This window comes from Providencia sp. PROV174 (assembly GCF_028480685.1).
In the GTDB taxonomy this organism is placed as follows: Bacteria; Pseudomonadota; Gammaproteobacteria; order Enterobacterales; family Enterobacteriaceae; genus Providencia; species Providencia rettgeri.
In genome coordinates, this window is sequence record NZ_JAMPOT010000011.1 from 197,703 (window position 1) to 221,043 (window position 23,341).

Sequence of the window (23,341 nt, forward strand, 5' to 3'; positions counted from 1 at the left end):
CTTACGCTGCAAATAATTATTAAAGGGTGTTACCCAAAATAATTTGGTTTGCAGCTAGGCGGCAAGCAAGTTAATCCCTAGGAGCATACTGAAGTATGTGACTAGGGTTGGCTTGTGAGACCAACAACGCTGCGAGCCGAAGAATGAAGGGTAACTCAACTTTAATTACCAATATCGACATCAGTACAGACTACGACGAAACCCAAGGCACCGACGACGTCCACTACCAAACCTTTGGCAACATGGCCGCCTTCTTTGGTCGCGACATGCAAGCTCATCGCCATGATGGTTTCTTTCAGTTGCACTATTTGGTTACTGGCCATATTACTTTGCAGCTCGATGAGTCACGCTATTCTGTTCAAGCCCCGCTATTTATTCTTACGCCCCCTTCGGTTGCACATGCATTTTTCACTCAAGAAGACACTGACGGCCACGTACTCACCGTACGGCAAGACCTGATCACCCCGCTTCTTGACTCACTGTACCCTGCCAATCCAGATTTGGTCGATATTCCTGCTATTTGTTTATCTGTTGCCGATAAGCCTGATGATATCGATACCTTTAACCATTACTGGGCGTTAATGGCTCGTGAATCGGCTTATAACCATACAGGAAAAGACCAAGTTCTTGCCTCTTTAGCCCAAGCGCTATTTACTTTTCTACTGCGCTCTATTCCACTTGATGAGCACCCAACAACAGGGGTTAGAGGCGAACACCGCCTATTCCAGCGGTTTAATCAGCTTATTGACTTACACTATCATGAACACCTCGCAGTGCCTGAATATGCCAAAAAACTTGATGTCACAGAGTCACGCCTTAAAGATATGTGCCGGCGGTTCGCTAACCGGCCACCGAAAAGGTTAATTTTTGACAGAATATTGCGAGAAGCGAAGCGGATGTTACTGTTTTCCGATAGCCCTGTTTCAGAGATTGCCTACCAGCTCGGTTTCAAAGACCCCGCCTATTTTGCTCGGTTTTTTAACCGATTAGTCGGATGCTCTCCTAGCCTATGGCGAGAACAAAACCTTCATTAATAAGGAGCCTTAGTGATTTCATTCTTATTTCTGAGAAAAAATCATCAATAGCTCCTTAGCTGTATAGCAAATCCTCTTCTAGTCTATCTTGATAAACTGTTAAGCTCTTAAATTACGTTACACTTTAAAAACATTTTTGATATTTTATAAATTTCGTTTTAACTTTGTAAAAATACCAACAATGCTTAACCAAAAGTGAACGCAAAGATTAAAAAAAGAACAATTTAAAACAAAAATAAATTTAATGTTAATATAGAAATGGTTTTATTATTAAATAATAATCAATATCTTATATATAATTTTAAGTATTATATTAATATCAAAACATCGAAGTGATCACATTTCTTTCACAAAGAATAACTTTCAACGAAAAGTACCAGCGAACCTTTAGAAAATCTCTTTAAAACTCCCTCGTAAAGCGATTCAATTAAGAAACACAAAATAAACATAAAATTAACATATTCGCTTGCAACCTTTATACCCTATCAATGCAAGCCCTCATTGTGAGATAACGAGGTAGACATGAAACCAGAAGATTTTCGTTCAGATGCTAAACGACCTTTTAATAGCCAAGAATACTTAAAAAGCCTACAAGATGGCCGTGAAATCTATATTTATGGCGAGCGTGTGAAAGATGTCACTACTCATCCAGCTTTTCGTAACTCCGCAGCTTCAATAGGACAGTTATATGATGCGCTTCATGATAAAACGACTCATGACCAACTTTGCTGGAACACCGACACAGGTAACGGTGGATACACTCACAAATTCTTCCGTTTCGCAACCAGCCCAGAAGAATTACGCCAACAGCGTGATGCCATCGCAGATTGGTCACGCCAGAGCTACGGATGGATGGGACGCACTCCAGACTATAAGGCGGCATTCGCCAGCTGTTTAGGTGCGAACCCTGAATATTATGGCCAATTTGCAGATAACGCGCGCAATTGGTACAAACGCATTCAAGAAAGCGGTCTGTACTTTAACCATGCGATCGTTAACCCACCGATTGATCGTCAGAAGCCCGCTGATGAAGTGAAAGATGTTTATATCAAACTCGAAAAAGAAACAGATGCAGGGATTATCGTCAGTGGTGCTAAAGTCGTTGCGACCAACTCCGCATTAACACACTATAACTTTATTGGTTTTGGCTCTGCACAAGTAATGGGAAATAACCCTGATTTTGCCCTGATGTTTGTTGCCCCAATGGACGCAGACGGTGTGAAATTAATCTCACGTGCATCTTATGAATTAGTGGCTGGCGCAACAGGCGCACCATTTGATTACCCGCTTTCAAGCCGTTTCGATGAAAATGATGCCATCTTGGTGATGGATCACGTGTTAATTCCATGGGAAAACGTCTTGATCTACCGTGACTTTGACCGTGCACGTAATTGGGCTGTTCAAGGTGGATTCGCACGTTTATTCCCATTACAAGCTTGTGTCCGCTTAGCGGTTAAATTAGACTTCATTACCGGATTGTTACAAAAAAGTTTAGAATGTACAGGTGTTATTGATTTCCGTGGTGTACAAGCAGATTTAGGTGAAGTGGTTGCGTGGCGTAACCTGTTCTGGTCCTTGACTGACGCAATGACTTCTGAAGCCAAAGCCTGGGAAGGCGGTGCATTCTTACCGGATACCCAAGCTATCCAAACTTATCGAGTTATGGCACCAATGGCTTACACCAAAATCAAGAATATCATTGAAAGTAACGTAACAAGTGGTTTGATTTATCTGCCATCAAGCGTTCGTGATATGAATAATCCAGAAATTGATAAGTATTTAGCGAAATATGTTCGCGGTTCGAACGGAATGGATCACGTTGAACGCATCAAGATCCTTAAATTAATGTGGGATGCGATTGGTAGTGAGTTTGGTGGGCGCCATGAACTGTATGAAATTAACTATGCAGGAAGCCAAGACGAAATTCGTCTGCAATGTCTGCGTCATGCACAAGGTTCTGGCAATATGAAAGCCATGACGGATATGGTTGATCGCTGCTTATCAGATTACGATCAACATGGATGGAAACGTCCACACCTGCATAACAACAATGATATTAATCAGTTAGATTCGCTGCTGAAATAATCGGCAGCAGGAGGTCAAAATGTCTTTAGAAAATGAACATCGCCTGCGTTTCAGAGATGCGATGGCAAGTCTTGGTGCAGCAGTCAATATCGTCACCACGGATGGGGCTGAAGGTCGCTGTGGAATTACAGCCACCGCAGTCTGTTCAGTTACAGATACGCCACCCACTTTGATGGTCTGTGTCAACCGCAACAGTGCAATGAATGCGGTTTTTCAAAAGAATGGCCGCCTGTGCGTGAACGTACTGAGCCATGACCAAGAAGAGTTAGCGTGCCATTTTGCTGGGATGAAAGGTTCCACAATGGAAGAGCGTTTTAGCTGGAATGTGTGGGAAAAAGGTCTCTTACAACAACCTCAACTAAAAGGTTCTCTTGCTAATTTAGAAGGTGAGATTACACAAGTGCAAGATATTGGTACGCACTCTGTCTACATGGTTGAAATGAAACAAATCATTGTTAACGATACTGGGCATGGTCTCGTTTACTTTAAACGTAAATTCCATCCTGTTATGCACCAAATACTTGAGCCAACCGCTTAATTGGTAAAGTATTTATATTAAATAGCCTCTTATATTTGAGGCTATTTTTTTATATCTCATCGTTTAGTCAAAATAATAGCTAGCAACAGACTTACTCCTCATAAAATGTTTCAGTCTGAAATTTTTTACGCATATAAATTATTAGTTATTTCGTATAATTTTTAAAGGATAGTGTTTTTCTGAAAAAAACAAATACTCCTTTAGCCTCCCACCTTTAAACATAACATGCGTAAACCAAAAGCCAACCATATGATTTTTAACGATTTTTAGAATTACACTAAATATGCTTAATTGACATAACATAAATAACAGGTATAAACTCAAATAATATAAATATTTTTCCTATAAATACAATCAATCTAAAAATGAACTATTTGATTAATAATCATATTAATTATGACAGTCATCAGGGGCTGTTATATACCGACGATATTAATGATGCCTTAAAGCTAACGACCACGCTAAATCGCTTGTTATTAGTCTTAGTGCAAAACAACCATGATATCGTTGACCGAGAAACAATATTACGCAGGGTTTGGGAGGAACATAACCAAGTCGTCTCTGATAATAACCTGAATAGTAGTGTGTCTGTACTACGACGCCATTTATCTTCCTTTTCTGATGAAGAAATTATCACAACAGTACCTAAAGTTGGGATTAAGTTTTCTGCTGACCTGAAAATTGAGAATGAGCGTGAGGAAATAAAGGATAATAATGACAAAGAATTGCTTACTACTGAGGTTGAACTAGGTTCTTCATCAAAAGTACCCGAAGGGACTCCCCCCCAAGCAAGCGAAAATAAAAAAAACTACATGCTGAATAACCGGTATGTTGAAATTTCACTTATTGGACTCATTATTTTTTGCTTATTATACCTATTTAAAAGTTATTTCTTTGCAAACCGAACAGAATATCCTGAAGTTGGTCGTATCGATCAATGCAGTATCCGCTACATTAATAGTTACCATAAACCCGATACAACAACCATCAGCTTTGCGACAATTCAAAATGAACTCACGAAATTAAACCTTGATTGTAAAAAGCCGGCAACTGTTTTTTATTATAATGTTGGTATCGTCGCGAATGATAAAAATTTATATGACAATTTCCTATTTTTGTCCTATTGCCCAACAGTACCGAAAGAGAGCGCAACTGTGAGCTGTGAGAATTTTTATGTCAAATAAATTATCACTAAGAATGCTTTTCTTGTCCATTATCTCTATAATTTTGGTTTTTATTAGCTTATATGTTCATCACATAATTAATACTCCTGTTATTCCCGATTGTCAGACAACTTTAAAAATAAATATCTCTGACCATCGTTCTACCTTAAAAGGATTTTACCTACTAAGTGTTATTCCTAATGAAAACAAACCTGACCAACATACGTTCATCATGAATGGAAGCATTAATGAAAATGGTAAAAACTATACTATTTCACGAAAATTTCTGATGAAACATGAATACTTAGGCGACCATTTTTTTTTACGTGTTGACAATATATTTATAGACCCAGGTGATCAGGCTCAAGGAAAAATCAATATTCGAGGAGTCCCTGAAATGAATCAACTTTATTTTTTAAAAATAAAAAAATTAACCGATACAAGTTATATTTTTGAAGAAAATTTCTCTCCACTTTTTATTTGCACTCTGTAAATTCAAAAAAAACCACAAAAGATGCATCAAATATTGATATTTTGATGCATTTTTTTTATTTCTAAACATCTTCAACCTTAAAACACCTTAAAACACCTTAAAAGCACAAACATTAAACATTTCATAGCAAATTAAATTAGCATAAAAACATTAATAGACATTAAAAAAAACTAAATACCAAACCATAACTTTGAATTTAATTAAAATTAAAGAATTTTATTCCACTTTACACCTGAGAAGGATAAGATTCCCCCCGTCGAAATGACCCACGCTAAAAACGATTATGTTAAGCGTTCTGTGATTAGGACATTTGAAAATCCATTGATGGATACTGAACTTTATTCCTATGCCAGTACTTATATAAAGGCTTACTAGGGATCAAATATTTACTTATTTTTAAGGATGTAAGATATGAAATTAAATAAACTTTCTATTGCTGTTTTATTCGCTACTTCTGCTATTTCAACTTCTATCTTTGCTAGTGGTAATAGCGGTGAATTACATTTCAGCGGTCAAGTTGTTAATGCTCCATGTAATATTGAATCAGAGAGCACAAAACAAGAAGTTCCATTCGGTCAACTTTCTCGTGCATCTTTAGAAGCAGGTAATGCAGCAGAGAAAGATATCGCAATTAAATTAAAAGAATGTAATTTTGATGAGTTTAGCAAAGACACTGAAGGTAAGTGGGTTGCTGTTAAAGATATTAAAATTACCTTTGGTGGTAAAAACTATGTCGGTACTGATAAAGAATTCTTAGGGACTACTGGTACAGCTTCAAATATCGGTATTCAAATCAAAGATTTCAAATTTGATGAAGCCAAATCTGTTATGAATCAAATTCGTAATAAACAAGGTGAAAACGTTTTAGAATTTACTGCATTAGCTAAACGTGTTGATGGTACAACACCTGTTACCGAAGGTGAATTTAGTTCTATTGCTGATTTTAAAATCACATACGAGTAATTTTTTTAGGGGAGAGAATTCTCTCCCCATAAAAGGCTCATTATGAAAAAAAATACTTATCTATGGATTGCCTTATTATTTAGCTCGATTAACTCTAATGCGACTAGCTCTAACCTTGGACATATTCAAGATGGTCTTCGAGGTGAAACAGTAATGCAAGGTTATATCGTTGCGGCACCTTGTTCAATTGAAACTGATAGTCAATATCAATATATAAATTACGATTATATTTCTAACTATAGTATAGATAATATAGAAGATGAAAAATTAATGCGAAAACCTTTCTATATAAAATTAAATAACTGTATTAGTGAATATGATAGCAGTAATCATAAAGGTATTAAAATTCGTTTTTTTGCACCACAAGATACGTATTCTAATGCAATAAAACTATCAGGCCCTAAGCCTGGGATTGTTCTATATATATACGATATTAACAATAATTTATTAATACCAAATAAGCTCTATTCTATTTCTAATAACTATGTTTATTTTGATAAAAAAAGTAAAGAGAGCTTTTTAAAATATGAAACAGAATTGGGTGCAAGTAATAACGAAATTACACCTGGCGATTACTTTACCACAATTAAATTCAACGTTACTTACGATTAGTAAATAAACTCATAATTAATTTGATGAAAAAATCATGGTTAAATTTAATATTTACTCTTACATCATTGTGACTTCTTTTGTATCGTCAATCTCTTCGTTAGCCTATGCTGTCGAATTTAATACCGATATGTTAGATACGGAAGACACTCAAAATATTGACTTTAGCCAATTTTCTCAGGCTGGATTTATCATGCCTGGTATTTATCATTTAACCCTCAAAGTCAATAATGAGAGTATGGGTAGTGCGCAAGATATCACTGTGATAGCGCCACAATCCCAAAACAATAATTTATTCGATACCGTTTGTGTTCCCGTTAATATTCTTGATCGTTTAGGGCTTACTCCAGACGCAATTAAATTAATTAAATATCGTGATGAGGGTAAATGCCTTGATTTATCTCCGCTTGAAGGTGCTTCATTAAATGTAGATTTATCAACATTAACGCTATCCATTTTAATTCCACAAAGCTATTTAGAATATACCGATCCAAGTTGGGTTCCTCCTTCACGTTGGGAAGAAGGTGTAAATGGATTTTTATTAGATTACAACCTAACAGGTTCTTTAACGCGTCGGAATTCAGGTTCACGAGAATCGTACCTTTCTGCTAACGGAACAACAGGGCTTAACTTTGGTGCATGGCGTTTACGCGGTGATTACCAAGCAAACTACCGAAAATCGACAGGAAGTTTCGAAAACCAATATAGTGATGCCACATTTAGCCGATTATTTGCATATCGCTCAATAAAATCTATTGCATCTATTTTAACGTTAGGTGAGAACTACTTTTATTCTGCTATTTTTGATTCTTGGCAGTACACCGGGGTATCTCTTGAAACCGATGAAAATATGATGCCCCCTAAATTAACGGGTTATGCACCAGAGATTATTGGTATTGCTCAAACTAATGCCACGGTTATTGTCAAAAGCCATAACCGTATAGTTTTAGAAACAACCGTACCTGCTGGCCCCTTTCGTATCCAGACACTAGATAGTTCCATTCGTGGAACATTAGATGTGACTGTGCGAGAAGAAAATGGTGAAGAGCAACAATTTAGCATTACCACTGCAGCATTACCCTACTTAACGAGACCAGGGCAAATCCGCTATAAATTTGCAGCGGGTAAACCGCGTTTTAATGGCCGCCAGCTCGAAGGTGATTTAACTGCGTCGGGAGAACTCTCTTACGGGTTAAATAACTTTTGGTCTATCTATGGGGGATCCGTTTTATCAAAAAATTATCAGGCATTTTCAGCAGGCTTTGGCCGTGATCTGTTTTCATTCGGTAGCCTTTCGTTCGATGCGACTCAGTCACATGCTCAATTACTTGATAAAACATTAACTGGCCGAAGTTATCGACTTAGTTATTCAAAATCATTTGATGAAGCCAGAACTGACATTACATTCGCAGGGTATCGTTTCTCTGATGAAACCTATCGCTCTTTGCAACAAACGTTGGATGAACGACGTACGGGTAATGAAAGTCAAGCTCAAAAAGAAAGCTATCAAGTTAATATTAATAAATATTTTGATGATTTCTCATTGGGTGGAAACTATCAATATAATACTTATTGGAATAGTGAAACAGAAGAACAATACAGCTTATACCTAAGTACTCTTTTAAATTGGGCGGCTATTGGGCTCAAAAATATTAACCTGACAGCGTCTGCAACTCGTTCAAAAAGAGCAGGATATCAAGATGATGCGATCAGCTTATATTTCACTATTCCTTTAAGTCAAGGAAGTAGCATCAGCTTTTCTGAAGGTTATACCCGAAACCAAAATGGTCAACACAGCTCAACACATAATATCGGCTATAGCGGATACAGTGAGCAGCGCAATTATAACTTAAATGTCGGTTATCAAACAGGAAGCCATCAGGATGACCAAACCAGCTTTAGTGGTTATTTAAACCAAAATCTTCCTTATGCCTCTATTTCAGGAAACGCAAGTTATGTCCCGAACGAATATCACAGTGTTGGGGGATCAATTAATGGTGGGATTACCTTAATTAAAGAAGGTATTGCCATGCACCAAGCCGCTTATGGCGGTACTCGACTCGTTGTAGAAACACCTGGAGCAGCTAACGTTCCTCTGAGTGGTGGCGTTTATCAAACTAATCACTTTGGACTCGCTGTATTGCCAAATGTGAGTAGTTATCGGAAAACCAGTGCATCTATTAATACCAGTAAATTACCAAAAGATGTTGAAGCATTAGAGACTGTCACCGATGCGACTTTGACTCGTGGAGCAATCGGATATCGTCGCCTCAACGTTATTCAAGGTGAAAAAACGTTTGCTCGCTTAAAACTGGCTGATGACACTTATCCACCTTTTGGCGCTAGTGTACGTAATAGCAACAATATTGAACTCGGAATTGTTGGTGAACAAGGTATTACGTGGATTGTTGGTATCCAACCTAAAGACTTACTCAATCTCTATTGGGGAAATAAACACCAGTGTAGTGCCCGTGTGCCTGACGTGATTAATCCTCAGGAGATTTACCCAACTATTATTTGCCGTTAATAAGAGAACTAAGATGAAATTGAATTCCCCTTTTTTATTACTTACTAGCGTATTCACGCTGACTATGAGCGTAATTTCTGTTACGAATGCCGCGGTTACACTTGATCGTACTCGTATAATTTTCGATGGAAATCAGTCGTCTATTAATATTACGATCCGTAATGATAACCCTGAGCTACCTTATTTAGCCCAGTCGTGGCTGGAAAATGCGTTAGAACAAAAATTGGAAACAGGCCCTATTATTGCCACTCCGCCGATTCAGCGCATGGAGCCCAAATCAACTAGCCTAGTTCGCCTAAGCACCGCACCTGACATTACAAAGTTACCGCAAGACAGGGAATCCCTGTTTTATTACAACCTGCGTGAAATCCCGCCTAAATCATCAGAAGCGGGTGTGTTGCAAATTGCATTACAGAGCCGTGTAAAACTATTTTATCGCCCTGAAAACATTGTTGCACAAAGCAAAACAGATTGGACGAAACATATAACATTAACAACAACATCATCGGGCTATACATTAAATAATCCAACACCATTTTATTTAACTGTAATTGGTTTAGGGAACAGCCAAAAACAATCTGAAGAAAGTGATTTTGACGCGGTTATGGTACCGCCAAAATCTAATCAACCGATTAAATCCTCCAAATTTTCAACACCTTATCTTACATATATCAATGATTATGGTGGAAAGCCTTCACTTGCTTTCAAATGCCAAGCTTCAAAGTGCAGTGTGACGGAATAATGAGTAAAAAATAGATAGGAGCAGAACAATGAAATTGAATTACCTAGCACTATGGGCTTTTGCTATACCTATTTTTGCTGAATCTGCTGTGCCTGTGACAACAGGCACAATATATGTCAATGCGCGTATTGTTACTGCTCCTTGTCTACCTAATATCTCATTAAAATTAAATGAAAATACTTTAATTGCAGCAACCTATAGCGTGGAAATGCATTTTTCTCATTGTAGCAAGTCAATACAAAAGCAAGCTTGGGTACCGTTTACACTGAAATTAGGCAATAACCAATATGTGCTAACACAACCACTACGCAATAACACCATTTTATTCTCTATTCCTGCTAGTAATAAGATGCAACGTGTGGAGATAAATTATGACTAGATACTCAACATTATTATTTAGCTTTTTATTCCTAACATGGAATACCAGCTTTGCCAATAGCCTAACCGTTTACTTTGAGGGTGTGCTAGTGCCGCTTGGCTGTCGACTGAGTGATGATGATACACAAAAAAAAATATATCTTTCTGGGCTACGCTTTTCTTCAATCGAAACATTAGGACGTTCAGATATGCAGCCATTTAAATTGGATATCATGGACTGTTCTGCAATGGCTTTGAATAAAACGATCAAAATAACGTTAAACACCCAAAATATTGAAACACATAATGGTATTAATTATTTAAAAACCACAGGTGAATCTAATGTTTTATTAGCTCTGACTGATAGTCGTGGTAAAGAACTGGCGCTTAATACAACAATTGATGTCAGCACAGTTACTGAATCAGGTAAAGGATCCGTTAATACACTTTTATTTGGTGTTTATGCTCAAAAACCCTTTAGTACTCGTTTAAAAACAGGGGGGTTTTCCTCAACTGTTACTTTTAATCTTGATTATCAATAAGGAGAATTGAAATGAAATTCATTTGTTTTTCATTCCCTTTAATTAGCTTATTAGTTTCCTTAGGTACTCAAGCGGATGTACTAATTTCTCTTTCTGCTAAATTGGTTCGACCGCCATGTGTACTTACTGCAGAAAATGGTGAAAAAGAATTAGTCATTAATTTTCGAGAGGTAGCGCTAGATAGACTAACTGAAGAAAAGCAGTCCTTTGGTATTCTCATTAAACAATGTGAACTTCGAAAAAATTTACAAGTTTACCTATCACCTAGAGAAGGAAGCACTCTGATAATAAACAATGAAACCGTGCTTGCGACCTCTATTAATGGATTGGGAATTCGTTTTTCAGAAGAAAATAAAAGTAATGCGCTCAACCTTAATAAATGGGAAAGGATTGCTCCATCCGTAAGTGGTGATACAGGGAAAGTTGTTATCCAATCACAATTAGTCACTAATCAAGCTATTGAAAATCTCACTGCAGGGCCGTTTAGTGCCGCTTTATCAGTGATGGTTGATTATCTGTAATATTGGGAAGTCTTTATGAAAAATATAAAAATATATTCACCATTACTTTTGTTACTCCTCTTAGTTAGCTTAAATTCCTATAGTGCGACCCGCTATTCAGGAAGTGGTGGTGGTTATAAAATGAGCTTAGTATCTAACAACTCCGTTGTTTCTAACACCCCAGCAATTGGAAGTGATAACAATAAATATTTTTTAATCGCTCCAGCAAATAGCTCCGGTATTGTTATTAATGAAAGCACATCTCAGCCTTATGGCTCTGTATATTGTACTGTGAACTTCTTACAAGGTAATTATTCCGCTGGTCTTTCTTGGAGCTACGCCTATCACCGTGTCTTTGCTTATATGCCAGAGGCAGGCTTTACTATTGGTGGGCTGACCGCATATAAAATAAACAACAATACATTTTTTACTCTTTATTCTGAGAATGGAATAACCAGTGGCTGGCGAAATATTTCAGGGAGAGGATGTTCTAATGAAGAAATGGGGCCATTAGCAACATCATTTTTTACTGTCCATTTTCCTTTTACCGTTAGAGTTTATGTCAAAGATATTCCTGTTGATGGAAAAATTGTTATTCCAAATGCAATGATCGCAGGTTATACACGATTATTCCAAGACTATGGAACACCAGATATTTATGTACCTATTGATAAAGCCACCGTTAAATTAGACCTCACAACATCGGTTATCAATTATCCATCAAATTGCCGTTCTAGTATTGATAATTTAAATATTGATCACAAAACATTGGATGCTTATGAATTTAATAGTAAAGAAACTCGTACTGTTACCTATACATGCGATAGAGTGCAGCCAGTTAAAGTAAAATTAACTTTAGACTATGCCACAGACAGCGATCCACAAAAAAGACTCCCTTTAAAATCAGGAAATAATACTATTTATTCTGAGCTTACAATTTATGATGAACAAAATAATCAAAGTGGAAAAACATTTGAAACAACAATTGATAAAGTAAAAAACATTATGATTGAAAGTAAAGTTTCTGGTTATGACGCCGAACCAGGAGACTACAAAGGTAATGCTTGGTTAATCGCCACATTTATTTAATTTAGCGGTAATTGTACTATGATAATAATATCCCGCGCACTATTTATTGGTATCTTTATTGTTTGGCACCTTGCTAGTATTATTTATATCGATAGCCTAGGAAGCCTAAGACAATCATTACCACAAAACATTATTAGTTGGTTATCTATTTCCTTGACAATATCTATTATTGCATTTACTGTTTTCTATCGGAAAATTAAAATAATCATTACATTACCTGCTATTTGCTACTGTTTCTCTTTAGCCATTCTAATGATGGGGTTAATATCTTATCAGGGGGAAAATAATAGCATTGATTTTTGGTATTGTTCTGGTATTACTGTTGGCGTATTACTCTATATTGCAGGGTTACAAGTGAGAAAAAAATGGTTAATACAATCATTTTGTATTTACTGTTATATCACTATTAGTGTAGCTCAAGCCTTTATCACTGCATATCAATATATATTTGAAGCCGATATTTTTTATCTTGCCTCTGGTATGAGGTCAAATGGATTATCACAACAAGTCAATATATTATCAGTTAACATGGCGGCTGCATGCTTATTATCTCTAATGACTCTTGTATTATCACAATTTTCGTTATTATCTGAACGCTATGAAAAAATTAGGGTTGTATTACTTGGAACTTGTATTTTATTTTTCACATTAACTTTAGTTGTTCTGCAGTCTGTTATTGCTTGGCTAAGCTTTACTGTTTGTGCATTTATTTTTATTTGCCTTTTTTACAAGAAAAACCCTCTACGTGTTAGCTCTAGCTATTTTATTATTGCTGTAGCAATTTTCATTGGAATTTATCTAATAAGGCTATGCCCTCAGTACATTGCAACTGACATTATGAACCAATTCCATTTAAAACAAATGTTGCGTTTTTCTATTACTTTATTCTTAGAGAAACCTTATGATGCATGGGAGCAGTCTTTTTTATTTGAAAATAGTTATGAAAGAACAGCAATTCCTTTTTTCAGCCCTAAAATGTATATTGTTCCTCATCCACATAATGAAATATTACTCTGGCTGATGACTGGAGGTTTCACTAATTTGATATTTTTATCTTTATTATTAACCGGAGGTATCTATGTCGTATTTCAATCTTTTATAAAATATAAAATTAACGGAAATGGTTACCCATTGGCAATCATTCTATCAATAACCCCTATTATTATACATAATCATGTTGAATACCCTTTTTTACTTTCCGTATTACATTGGGGGATCGTCATATTATTTCTATCATTCTCAGATGCCGCTTTCGCATTAGAAGAACAATCCCTATTTTATATTAATAAGCAACTCTCTTATTTATTCAGCTTTATTATATTTATTATTGGATTGGGCGTTTTTATTATTGGTTTATTTCTATTTAATGGAGAAAAATCTTTTTATGCACAGGGTAGTTATCATAACGAAAGCATAGCAATTCGAGTATCGAGTTCAATTAGCTTAGAAAAAAATAACGTATAAAAAAACATAAATAAACCTTATTTTCACTCAAGTAGTGTTATATTAATCAGGACAGTATTATGAGAATATATCAAACTGAAATTTCAAACACCTATATAGGACTACAACTTCGTAAACGCCGCTTACAAATGGGCTGGACAGCACACACTTTAGGGAAAAAGTCGGGATTAAGCCAACAGCAAATTTCCCGTTATGAACGCGGTACGCAGAATTTTACGATTCATCGACTATGTATATTTGCTAATGTACTGCAGTGTGACCTAGATTATTTTCTTGAACAAAATATCTATGAGAACCATGCCCTTGTCGATATAAACCTTTAAGCACTGTTTAAGCAGTAAAATCTGATTTTGTCATAAAGCAAGATCAGATTTTCTTTATTCTAACCTCACTTTCATTCTTTTCTGATTGCATAAGCGATAAGGCTCTTATATTTTTAACCCAAATCACTGATCATGGGTTAAAAGGTACCAATATGACCATCACACTTATCGTTGTATTTGTTTTACTCTTATTGGCCATAGGTTGGGGGATCTCTATCTATAACCGCCTGATCAATACCCGTAATCAAGTCAGCAATCAATTTGCCAATATTGATGTTATTTTAAAGCAAAGAGCAGATCAGATTCCGCAGCTAGTCACTATTACGGAAAAAGCGATGGAACATGAAAAAGCGTTATTTACCTCATTAAGTGATGCACGCCAACGCTATTTCAATGCCCAAAATATGAATGAAAAAATCGCAGCATCGAATGAAATGAACCGTGCACTGGGTAACCTTGTAGCCATTGCGGAAAATTACCCTACCCTCATTTCTGGTGAGCAATTTACCCAATTACAAATCGCTTTAAGTGACGTTGAAAATAAAATAGCCCAACGACGTGAAGGCTTTAACGACGCAACAACAGAGTATAATACTGCAATACAAATGTTCCCTGATAGCCTAATTGCTAATGCCTTTCGTTTTTCAGCACTGCCATTACTTGATATTTCTGAAGATGAAAAAAAATATCAAGGCGTCCAGTTTAAATAATGTCAGCCTAAAGGTATTAATGCGTGAATATGTATTTTTTACTCGGAGCCGCCATTGGTGCTTTCATTTTATTTATCGATAACAAGTTCTCGGTAAATAAAAAAGTAAACTGGGGGATCATTCCTTTTATCAGTGTTGCTTGTGGTATGTGGTACTCACTCTCACCTTCTACCCGTGATTATGTCAGTATCATTTATTATGTCGTTGTACTGGTCATCACCTTTTTTATTACTCGTAGTGCCGTCAATTCTAGCAAAGTAGCCTATCAACGTTACCAGCGCTTACAAAATGAAGGCTCATCAAAATTTAGTGCGTTTCTTAGAGTCCTTGTGGGAATGCTGATCGCCACTTGCCTATTTGCTGGGTTCTTTATCGACATGCGCGTATTTTTTATCGCGTTTGTCTTAGCTTTCGTATTTAAAGCAATTGAAAATACACCAACCAAGCGCTTCTTAAAATTCCAGAAAAACCTCGCCACCTCTAAAATACGCTCAATGGCGATGGGGCTTGTGGAAGTTGAAGGGAAAATCACGGCGGGCACGTCCATTAAAAGCCAGCTAGGTAATAAAACCTGCTATGGCTCCTTTTATTTTGAATATTCCATATCAAAAGATAAAGACGGTAAAAAAAGCTATACTTTACAAAGTAGTAAGTGCAACATGCACAGCTTTACCCTAACGGATGATACGGGCTCTGTTAAGGTAGAATGTGACCCTGATTATTTCGTTTACCCGGGCTTAGAGCCCCATATGGATATTGAAAGCGGTAATCGCCGTTACACAGAGTATTTACTTGAAGCAAACCGCAGTTATTTATTAATTGGTACAGCAGACGCTAACGAAAAAGGCGAATCGATTATTATACGTAAAGCACCTCATATGCTATTAGGCATCTCCCCCTCGGACTATGTCGTTCGTTGGAACAAAACGGGTCCATTACGTCGAAACTTAGCCATTACCGCCATGATTGCGCTTCTACTGATTGGTGTCATTTTAGTGACTCCAATGGATTACCAAAATGGCCAGCTGAATATGCATTTCGACCAAATCGCATTATTTGATGGTAATGACTAACATGGAAAAGCTTATTTTTTTCATCATCATCGCGGTTATTAGCTATATTTTTATACGCTATCTTATTAATATTTATAATAATATTGTATTTTTAAAAAACAATTGCCATAAAGCGTTTGCTAATATTGATGTATTGCTAAAGAAGCAAGTTGAATTAGTGCCGGTATTAACTCACGTTGCAGATAAAGCGATGGCACATGAAAAGCAGCTATTTAGTGAATTAGTGGCCAGCCGCCAGCGTTATTTATCCAGTACTGACATTGGAACCAAAGTCGATACCGCAAATCAGCTGCCAGCGAAAATAAAGCCACTGATTGCGGTTGCAGAAAACTACCCAGCACTAATTAGCAAAGCAGTCCTAATGGAATTACAAACCCAAGTAAAACATATTGAAGACCAAATTGCAGACCGACGTGAATTTTTCAACCAAACCGTCACACTCTACAATACGGATATTCATGTTTTCCCTAATCTGATTTTTGCCCGATTATTTCGTTTTAAAGATATCCCCCTACTCTACTCTAAATAATTCGAGTTGCAGGTAGGCGACAAAGGAAGATAGGCCGATGAGCATACACGAGTATGTGATTCGGCTAGCTGAGTGTAGTCAACACCCTTGCAACTTGAAGTATGACGAGTATATGGCAAACAGGAGCGTTTATAATGATAAGTATCCCTTTCTCTTGGTTTGGTTTCACGGACTGGCTCATTGAACAAGAGGCAGGGCTTATCATTATGTTTGCGACATTCGGTACACTACTTTTAACTGTGGCCGTCCTGATCATCCTCAATATATTCGGCTTAAAAAAGTACTCGCTCTATATTGCAGGTGCTTTATTTTGTTCTGTTTTCATTAGTATGATGGTCATGATCCCACTGTTGCTCCTTTTCAGTATCGAGAACTCAATTAAGTTACAGCTTGTTTGGCTGGTGATCGTTGCCAGTTGCTTAATTTCATTTTTAAGCAACCGACACTATTTAGATATCTACTTCAATTCCATTGCAAAGAAAGTGAATAAAGAAGTCAAAAAACAAAATAAGAAACGTAAAAAGTAGTACCGAATCTATTTATCTTAATCTCGCTCTGTTTCTAATCGCTGCATATAGCGGTAATGTGAAAATGTCACTAACAGCGCAATAAAGGCAATTAACGCCCCTAATATAAACCCACCGGAATAGCCTACCACTGCGGTTAAACCAACAAGCATCATCGAACTGGCTAATTCACCAATATCACGGGTACTTTGAACTGCAGTCATATCCGTTCCTGCTTGCTGATAGCGCGATGCAAATTGCATCCCAGCCGTCATTATCGCGACTGATGTGATCCCTGCAGATAACGAACCAAATGTAATACACAGTGCAACTAAAGAAATAGAAACACCATTAACAGATTGCAACAGCCATAACAATGAAGATAACAAAGCAAATAACAGACCAAATGAGAAAGCGCGCCACACACCGATTTTACCGATTAACCACGCTCCACCACCACAGCCTAGGACTAATGTGACCATCCCTCCTGCCATGCCCATTTGACCAATTTGCGCTAATGACCAACCCGCATCATTTAGGAATAATTTGGCTAAACCAAAACCGGAAACAGCTGTCACCGCAGAAAGCAAAGTTAATAACAATAAACGCGGAGCACCACGACGTTTTACGGTTTTTAATAGGCTCGCTTTCTCGTTTATTTCCTGTGTTATTGATGGCGTTTTTAATGGACACACACTAATAAACAATAAACTGAGTAACGGCACGCTGGCTAAAACCCCCAAAGCAAGGTGTTGGCCTAAACTTTCACTCATGATCATCAACCCTGCGCCACCAATAAAAAAGCCCGCCATCACTCCTGCTATCTGTACTGCATTGATCTTTGATAACATTGTGCCACTGACCTGCTCCGCAGCCATACCATCTGTTGCAATATCTTGGGTAGCACTGGCAAGGGAAGCGGCAAACAACAATACAATGCAGGGTAAAGCATTCTCAACCGATAACCCGATGGTGCTTAGTGCGAACATCGTTATCGTGACAATAATTTGCATTGGAATAATCCAACTTTTACGGCGACCTAAACGGTTCCCCCAGTGGTTATCAACAAACGAAGCCCATAAAAATTTCACCACCCATGGCAAACCAACTAATGGCAAAAAAGCTAATGCTTTCAGTTCGCCTCCGTCATGGCGTAAAAAAGTAGGCAACGCATCCATTGCTATCCCCATCGGTATCCCTTGCGCAAGATAAAGTAACCCCAACGTCACCACTAACTGTTTATTTTGTAATAGATCTTTCATACTCACTCCGCGCACGTTTTGCTGTGCCTGACAATTTTCGACAACCGAATAAAATACATAAAAGCCCTATTCCGCCACATAACAAAACGAGATTGATACGAGAAAAAGGCAACGAACTAAACAAATAGGAGGCTATAAATACGGATAGCAACAAAACAGCAGAGAATAAAAGGCATACCTGCAAGCTCAACTGTGCATTTTTGCAGAGTAAACTCGCTATACAGGCTATCCCCCAGCCCAAAAAAAAGTGTATTGGTAGCAAAGCAGTGAACCATGGCACTGCCGCTAATAGTGCACATGCGGACAACAGCAATCCACCACAACTGCCCACAATGAACCTTGCCGCTAGGCTATGATTTCTTTTCCAACACCACATAGCTAGGCCAACAGAAACCAATATCAGCCCACTCACCCCTGCAGTAAAATGCAGATAACTCAATGTATTACTTATTTTAGGTAACCATTGATATTGCCCATAATGCAAAGGTTGGATGGCGATAAAAGCACGTGTCCAAATACCTTGCTGTGCAGAATCCCGCACTGCAACTAACTGGCGCTTTTTACTATCAAATTGATATTGTTCGAAGTTAGAGGTAGATAACTGTCCATTACGCACACCGCCAATCACCCACGTATCACCTTGCTTGAACAAGGTTTGAGGTATAAAGCTAGGGACTGTTTGCTGTAATGCACTGATTGCCGCAGTAATCGAGCTTTCAGCCACGAGAACTGGTGTTTTCAGTGGCTTAAACTCGCCCATCAAGGTTTTCATGATAATTTGTGGATTATCTGGTGCAGCCCTTTCACCAAGAGAAACCGTTCCTAGCGCCCCTAGTCCTGATAATGCTCCAGTAAACGCAAATAAAACCAGCCACGGATAACACCATAGGCCAAGCCAGCTATGTAAATCATGGAGAAACACTCTCAAGTGTGTAACGCGCGGCAAGCGCACCATTGTGGATATTCTGCGGCGTTGTATCACTAGCCCTGTGATTAACAAAACGGCGAATGCAAAACCAAATAAACTGATAAAAACTCGCCCAGGAAAATCCATAAATAAGTTTTTATGTAATGTTACTAGCCACATTGTCGGGCTGTTTAAGGCAACCAATTCACCGTTAATCGCGCTATAGCTTAATTCACATCTTCCCATACCTTGGCAAAAAGTGATCTCAGGATTATGCGGCTCAGGCAGTTGGATCATGGTTGCACTTGGCTGTAACGCAAGGAGCTGTTCGAGTGGTAATAACTCACCTGAGAGTGGCACATTGTTCCACCATAACCGCAATGCATCACTACCTAAGCTCCAACACCCCGTGAATAGGATCACAAACAGAAAAACGCCAAATAGCGCCCCCGCACTGCGATGTAATTGGTCTAAACGACGAGTGAGAGGCGGTTTATGCTTCATACCCACCCCGCCATCATTAAAAAAAGCGGCAATAGCCACCAGCTATAGCTACGTACTAATAATTTTCGCCAATTTAGTGCACTGAAGTTATAAACCAATAATCCCATCGTGGTGATAACGCTTAGAAATATGGCTCCATATAAGCGTTCGAGCGGATCTACTGATGGATAAAAACGTGCTATCAACATCGATAGCACGATCCCACCGATCAACGTGCCAATAACTGCTAGGCAACTCACTAATTTCATTAGAAATCAGCCTTCAATGTAAACATTACATTACGTGGATCACCATAGCGGTTATTCCATTGTGGAGAGAAGAGTCCTGAGTAATAACGACGGTCGAACAAGTTATTAACATTAACCGCTGCCGTCCATGTTTCATCGATTTGGTAGCCTAAACGCGCGTTAAAAATCGCATAACCGCCTTGGCGTAAAGTCACATTACCGTTACTTGTACTGTATGCACTTTGAGCTTGCATACCACCACCCAAGCTCCATTTGCGCTCATTCCAAGGCAAGTCATAGTTCGACCAAACTCGCAACATATGTCGCGGGGTCAATGTGTTATAGGACTCGCCTTTGTTCTGGCTGTCATCACGATATTTGGTATCCGTATAGGTGTAACCCACTGATACATCCCAGAAAGGTGTTAGATAGCCAATCCCTTCCAATTCAAATCCTTGACTACGTACTTTCCCACCGCTGATAAAGTAATTATTAAACCCGCCGGTCGGGTGTGCAGGGTCAATTTGTGGGTTATTTTTAATATCAATTTGGTAAATAGCACCTGATAGATTTAATCCGCCATTGAATAGTGCGCCTTTGACACCCGTTTCAAGCGTTTGCCCTTCAACAGGTTTGAGCATTTTTCCGCTCCACGTTTTCCCTGTTTGTGGCTGATAAACTGTTGAATAGCTGCTATACCATGACCATTGCGGCGTAAAATCCCAAATCACACCACCGTAGGGAGTAAGGCGGCCATTTTCAGTGAAGTTTGCTGTTGGTGTTTTCACATCCCACCAGCTATCACGCACCCCCGCAATAACAGTAACAGGTTCGATCACTTTGATACGTCCCATCCCGTATAGACCCTTTTGTGTCGTTTTGGTTGGCCCTGCGGAGCTATAAGCGCCAACATTAGGTTTTGGTACACTGTGAGGGTCCCAACGATACACATTCACTGGCACATTTAAGGCGGGGTCTAAATCTGCGCTATATTGCTTTTCACTAGCATGAGAATAACTTGCACCGACAACCACATCATGGGTTAACCCCCATGCGTCTACTTTACCGTTTAAACTGGTATCTAAGCTGGTTTGTTCGTTACGGAATTTATACGCTCCCCCCATTAACATTGCGCCATCACCAGTTACAGGGTCGATATTTCCCCATGCTCCTGCGTACAATAATCGGGCATTTACATGTTGATACTCTGCGTTAAGCTTATATTGCCAATCATCATTGATTTTATGTTCAATACCCGCAAATGAACGGGAGGTGTCCCACTTGAAGCGGTCCCAATCCACATCTAAATAGGTTTTACGCGGTAGATGTAAATCACTGCCATCTTTACCGAAAGGAACACCCGCCATATTGGTAACAGAATCAATCGTTTGGAATTGTGCCCCCATACGCAGTAAAGTATCTGGGGTAATATCGATGTCAACAGTACCGTACATCAACCGTGTTTGTTGGTCAGAAACATCATAAAAATAGTCTTTATCTTCCCATGCCATGACAAACCGCCCACGCACTGAACCTGATTGATTCAGTAATCCCCCAACGTCCACCTCTCCACGATAACGATTCCAACTTCCCGCACTTAAACTGAACTTGGCCATATTTTCTTTTGGCGCATGTTTTCTTACCATATTGACAGTTGCGGCGGGGTTTCCCATACCATGTAAAAGGCCGTTCGACCCACGAAGAATTTCAACCCGCTCATATACCGCCATATCTTGAGGAGAACTAGCCATGTTTCCTAATAGCGCTGGCACACCATCAATTTCAAATGAGTCAATCTGGAAGCCACGCACATAATAAGCCGTTGTTAACTTCACATAGGGCGCACTGGTTACCCCTGTTGCACGTTGCATTACATCATCAAGCGTTTGTAGGTTTTGTTTTTCAATTTGCTCTCTATCAATCACGCTAACAGATTGCGCCACTTCCCGTGGTTTAAGAGCCATTTTGCCAAGTGTTGTCACCCCCGGTGCAACATAGTCATCATCAGTCTCTGAGGATGCGGTCACTTGTATAACATCCTGTTTCGGTTGCATAGGTGCTGCATTCACCATCGCAGACCAACTCACTGTTGCACACAAAAGGGCACAAGGTGTTAAGCGGAATTTTCCGCGTGACTTAATGTTATAAACGGACAGCATTTCCCACCCTAAAAAAGTTAAATGATAATTGTTATCAATTTAACAATTAATGTGATGGGATACTTTCGACCGCCGGAATTTGTCTATCGTTATCCGGCGTACACACTGTTATTTTTTGAGTTGATTAGGTGAAATACCAAAGCGTTTGCGAAATGCAACGGAGAAATGAGCGGGGGTATAGCCGACTTGGTAAGCCACTGTTGAGATATTTGCATCATTCATACTCAATAGTTGGAAAGCTGTTTCCAAGCGGGTCTCCTGCAACCAGCCATAAATACTATTGCCAAATAATTGGCGAAAGCCTTGCGTGAGTTTACGGGTATTGACCCCTAACCGTTTAGCTAATTCATCTAAACTGGGTGGAGATTCCATTTCCTGAATCAATATAGTTTTTGCCATATGCAAGATATCAATATCTCTCTGGCGCAATACGCTAATAACAGGCGTATTTGTATGAGATAGCGAATGATGTAAGCATAGTGCCGTAATTTCAGACACTTTAGCGCTCAAATAGAGTTGGCGTAATGACGAATGAGTCGGGCAAGCAAATAACTGATGAGTGATCGCCAGTACACTCGGTGGAATAACCAACTGTAATAGCTTTGGGGAACGAGGATGATAGCAAGTATCTGGTAAACTTAATTGTTGCATTTCCAACCATTCAGGAGAAATATCTATCATGGTGTATTTCATGGTTTGCTGACCATAAAATTGATTATTCAATAGATAATTTTGCGGACTGCTCGATAAAATCAAAGAAGGTGAATTGACCTCAACATTTTGTCCCGCACTACTACGGCAACCCATTGCCCCTTGATGGATAGCCACAATTTTGAGCCCAGCGGCTTGTTCTTCTTCAATACCTAAATCACGGTTAATCAGAAACTCACCGCGGCGGATCCGGATAAATTCACCAACAGATTGTTCTTCACGGGCTGAATGTGCTTGTGTGAATTTATCTTCAATACGCTGCTGCATAGGGCTCTTACCTAGACGAATAAATAAACAGTTATAGTGGCAAAAAAACACAAAGAT

24 protein-coding genes are annotated in these 23,341 nt (G+C 38.5%); 19 read left to right on the plus strand and 5 right to left on the minus strand.

Annotation, left to right across the window (positions count from 1 at the left end; all coding sequences use genetic code 11):
* The first annotated feature begins 143 nt into the window (after positions 1-143).
* From hpaA to PSE60_RS11915, 19 genes are all read left to right on the plus strand, one after another.
* Positions 144-1,034: a 4-hydroxyphenylacetate catabolism regulatory protein HpaA gene (gene hpaA, locus PSE60_RS11825; RefSeq protein ID WP_272665536.1), complete on the plus strand. Its 891-nt coding sequence runs from the start codon at positions 144-146 to the stop codon at positions 1,032-1,034.
* A 522-nt stretch (positions 1,035-1,556) separates the two neighbouring features.
* Positions 1,557-3,119: a 4-hydroxyphenylacetate 3-monooxygenase, oxygenase component gene (hpaB, locus tag PSE60_RS11830; protein ID WP_272665537.1), complete on the plus strand. Its 1,563-nt coding sequence runs from the start codon at positions 1,557-1,559 to the stop codon at positions 3,117-3,119.
* 19 nt (positions 3,120-3,138) lie between these two features.
* Positions 3,139-3,657, plus strand: coding sequence for a 4-hydroxyphenylacetate 3-monooxygenase, reductase component (hpaC, locus tag PSE60_RS11835; protein ID WP_210836940.1), 519 nt, complete (start codon positions 3,139-3,141; stop codon positions 3,655-3,657).
* 365 nt (positions 3,658-4,022) lie between these two features.
* The gene (locus PSE60_RS11840) at positions 4,023-4,841 is read left to right on the plus strand and encodes a winged helix-turn-helix domain-containing protein (RefSeq protein ID WP_210836942.1); all 819 of its coding nucleotides are present in this window, start codon (positions 4,023-4,025) and stop codon (positions 4,839-4,841) included.
* Entirely contained in the window at positions 4,831-5,313 is a 483-nt protein-coding gene (locus PSE60_RS11845) for a FidL-like protein (RefSeq protein WP_210836943.1), read from the plus strand. The genes PSE60_RS11840 and PSE60_RS11845 overlap by 11 nt, the downstream gene beginning before the upstream one ends.
* 411 nt (positions 5,314-5,724) lie before the next feature.
* Positions 5,725-6,276 (plus strand): fimbrial protein, encoded by a 552-nt coding sequence (locus PSE60_RS11850; RefSeq protein WP_109911932.1) that lies wholly within the window; start codon positions 5,725-5,727, stop codon positions 6,274-6,276.
* Positions 6,277-6,318: 42 nt separating this feature from the next.
* Positions 6,319-6,888, plus strand: coding sequence for a fimbrial protein (locus PSE60_RS11855; RefSeq protein ID WP_272665538.1), 570 nt, complete (start codon positions 6,319-6,321; stop codon positions 6,886-6,888).
* Between the two features lie 34 nt (positions 6,889-6,922).
* Complete coding sequence (locus PSE60_RS11860) at positions 6,923-9,412, plus strand: fimbria/pilus outer membrane usher protein (protein ID WP_272665539.1); 2,490 nt, start codon at positions 6,923-6,925, stop codon at positions 9,410-9,412.
* Between the two features lie 13 nt (positions 9,413-9,425).
* Positions 9,426-10,154: a fimbria/pilus periplasmic chaperone gene (locus PSE60_RS11865; protein ID WP_419182216.1), complete on the plus strand. Its 729-nt coding sequence runs from the start codon at positions 9,426-9,428 to the stop codon at positions 10,152-10,154.
* 28 nt (positions 10,155-10,182) lie between these two features.
* Complete coding sequence (locus PSE60_RS11870; protein ID WP_272665540.1) at positions 10,183-10,533, plus strand: hypothetical protein; 351 nt, start codon at positions 10,183-10,185, stop codon at positions 10,531-10,533.
* Positions 10,526-11,053 (plus strand): fimbrial protein, encoded by a 528-nt coding sequence (locus tag PSE60_RS11875; RefSeq protein ID WP_210838555.1) that lies wholly within the window; start codon positions 10,526-10,528, stop codon positions 11,051-11,053. Before PSE60_RS11870 ends, PSE60_RS11875 begins: the two co-directional genes overlap by 8 nt.
* Positions 11,054-11,064: 11 nt before the next feature.
* Positions 11,065-11,574 (plus strand): fimbrial protein, encoded by a 510-nt coding sequence (locus PSE60_RS11880; RefSeq protein WP_272665541.1) that lies wholly within the window; start codon positions 11,065-11,067, stop codon positions 11,572-11,574.
* 15 nt (positions 11,575-11,589) lie between these two features.
* Entirely contained in the window at positions 11,590-12,642 is a 1,053-nt protein-coding gene (locus tag PSE60_RS11885) for an adhesin (RefSeq protein WP_272665542.1), read from the plus strand.
* An 18-nt stretch (positions 12,643-12,660) separates the two neighbouring features.
* The gene (locus PSE60_RS11890; RefSeq protein ID WP_272665543.1) at positions 12,661-14,106 is read left to right on the plus strand and encodes an O-antigen ligase domain-containing protein; all 1,446 of its coding nucleotides are present in this window, start codon (positions 12,661-12,663) and stop codon (positions 14,104-14,106) included.
* Positions 14,107-14,165: 59 nt separating this feature from the next.
* Complete coding sequence (locus tag PSE60_RS11895) at positions 14,166-14,429, plus strand: helix-turn-helix domain-containing protein (protein WP_210838562.1); 264 nt, start codon at positions 14,166-14,168, stop codon at positions 14,427-14,429.
* 152 nt (positions 14,430-14,581) lie between these two features.
* Positions 14,582-15,139 carry a LemA family protein gene (locus PSE60_RS11900; RefSeq protein ID WP_210838563.1) on the plus strand — a complete coding sequence of 186 codons (558 nt, stop codon included), beginning with the start codon at positions 14,582-14,584 and terminating at the stop codon, positions 15,137-15,139.
* A gap of 29 nt (positions 15,140-15,168) precedes the next feature.
* Complete coding sequence (locus PSE60_RS11905) at positions 15,169-16,212, plus strand: hypothetical protein (protein WP_272665594.1); 1,044 nt, start codon at positions 15,169-15,171, stop codon at positions 16,210-16,212.
* Between the two features lies 1 nt (position 16,213).
* On the plus strand, positions 16,214-16,741 hold the full coding sequence (locus tag PSE60_RS11910; protein WP_272665544.1) for a LemA family protein: 528 nt from the start codon (positions 16,214-16,216) through the stop codon (positions 16,739-16,741).
* 134 nt (positions 16,742-16,875) lie between these two features.
* Positions 16,876-17,268, plus strand: a complete 393-nt coding sequence (locus PSE60_RS11915) for a hypothetical protein (protein ID WP_210838567.1) — start codon at positions 16,876-16,878, stop codon at positions 17,266-17,268.
* Positions 17,269-17,285: 17 nt separating this feature from the next.
* On the opposite strand, the gene PSE60_RS11920 is transcribed toward PSE60_RS11915, so the two are convergent.
* From PSE60_RS11920 to PSE60_RS11940, 5 genes are all read right to left on the minus strand, one after another.
* Positions 17,286-18,509: a RhtX/FptX family siderophore transporter gene (locus PSE60_RS11920; RefSeq protein WP_272665545.1), complete on the minus strand. Its 1,224-nt coding sequence runs from the start codon at positions 18,507-18,509 to the stop codon at positions 17,286-17,288.
* Complete coding sequence (locus PSE60_RS11925) at positions 18,487-19,920, minus strand: PepSY-associated TM helix domain-containing protein (protein ID WP_210838571.1); 1,434 nt, start codon at positions 19,918-19,920, stop codon at positions 18,487-18,489. Before PSE60_RS11925 ends, PSE60_RS11920 begins: the two co-directional genes overlap by 23 nt.
* Complete coding sequence (locus PSE60_RS11930; protein WP_272665546.1) at positions 19,917-20,168, minus strand: hypothetical protein; 252 nt, start codon at positions 20,166-20,168, stop codon at positions 19,917-19,919. The genes PSE60_RS11925 and PSE60_RS11930 overlap by 4 nt, the downstream gene beginning before the upstream one ends.
* Positions 20,168-22,306, minus strand: coding sequence for a TonB-dependent siderophore receptor (locus PSE60_RS11935; protein WP_272665547.1), 2,139 nt, complete (start codon positions 22,304-22,306; stop codon positions 20,168-20,170). Before PSE60_RS11935 ends, PSE60_RS11930 begins: the two co-directional genes overlap by 1 nt.
* Before the next feature lie 108 nt (positions 22,307-22,414).
* Positions 22,415-23,284, minus strand: a complete 870-nt coding sequence (locus PSE60_RS11940; RefSeq protein WP_210838577.1) for a helix-turn-helix transcriptional regulator — start codon at positions 23,282-23,284, stop codon at positions 22,415-22,417.
* Between the last annotated feature and the right edge of the window lie 57 nt (positions 23,285-23,341).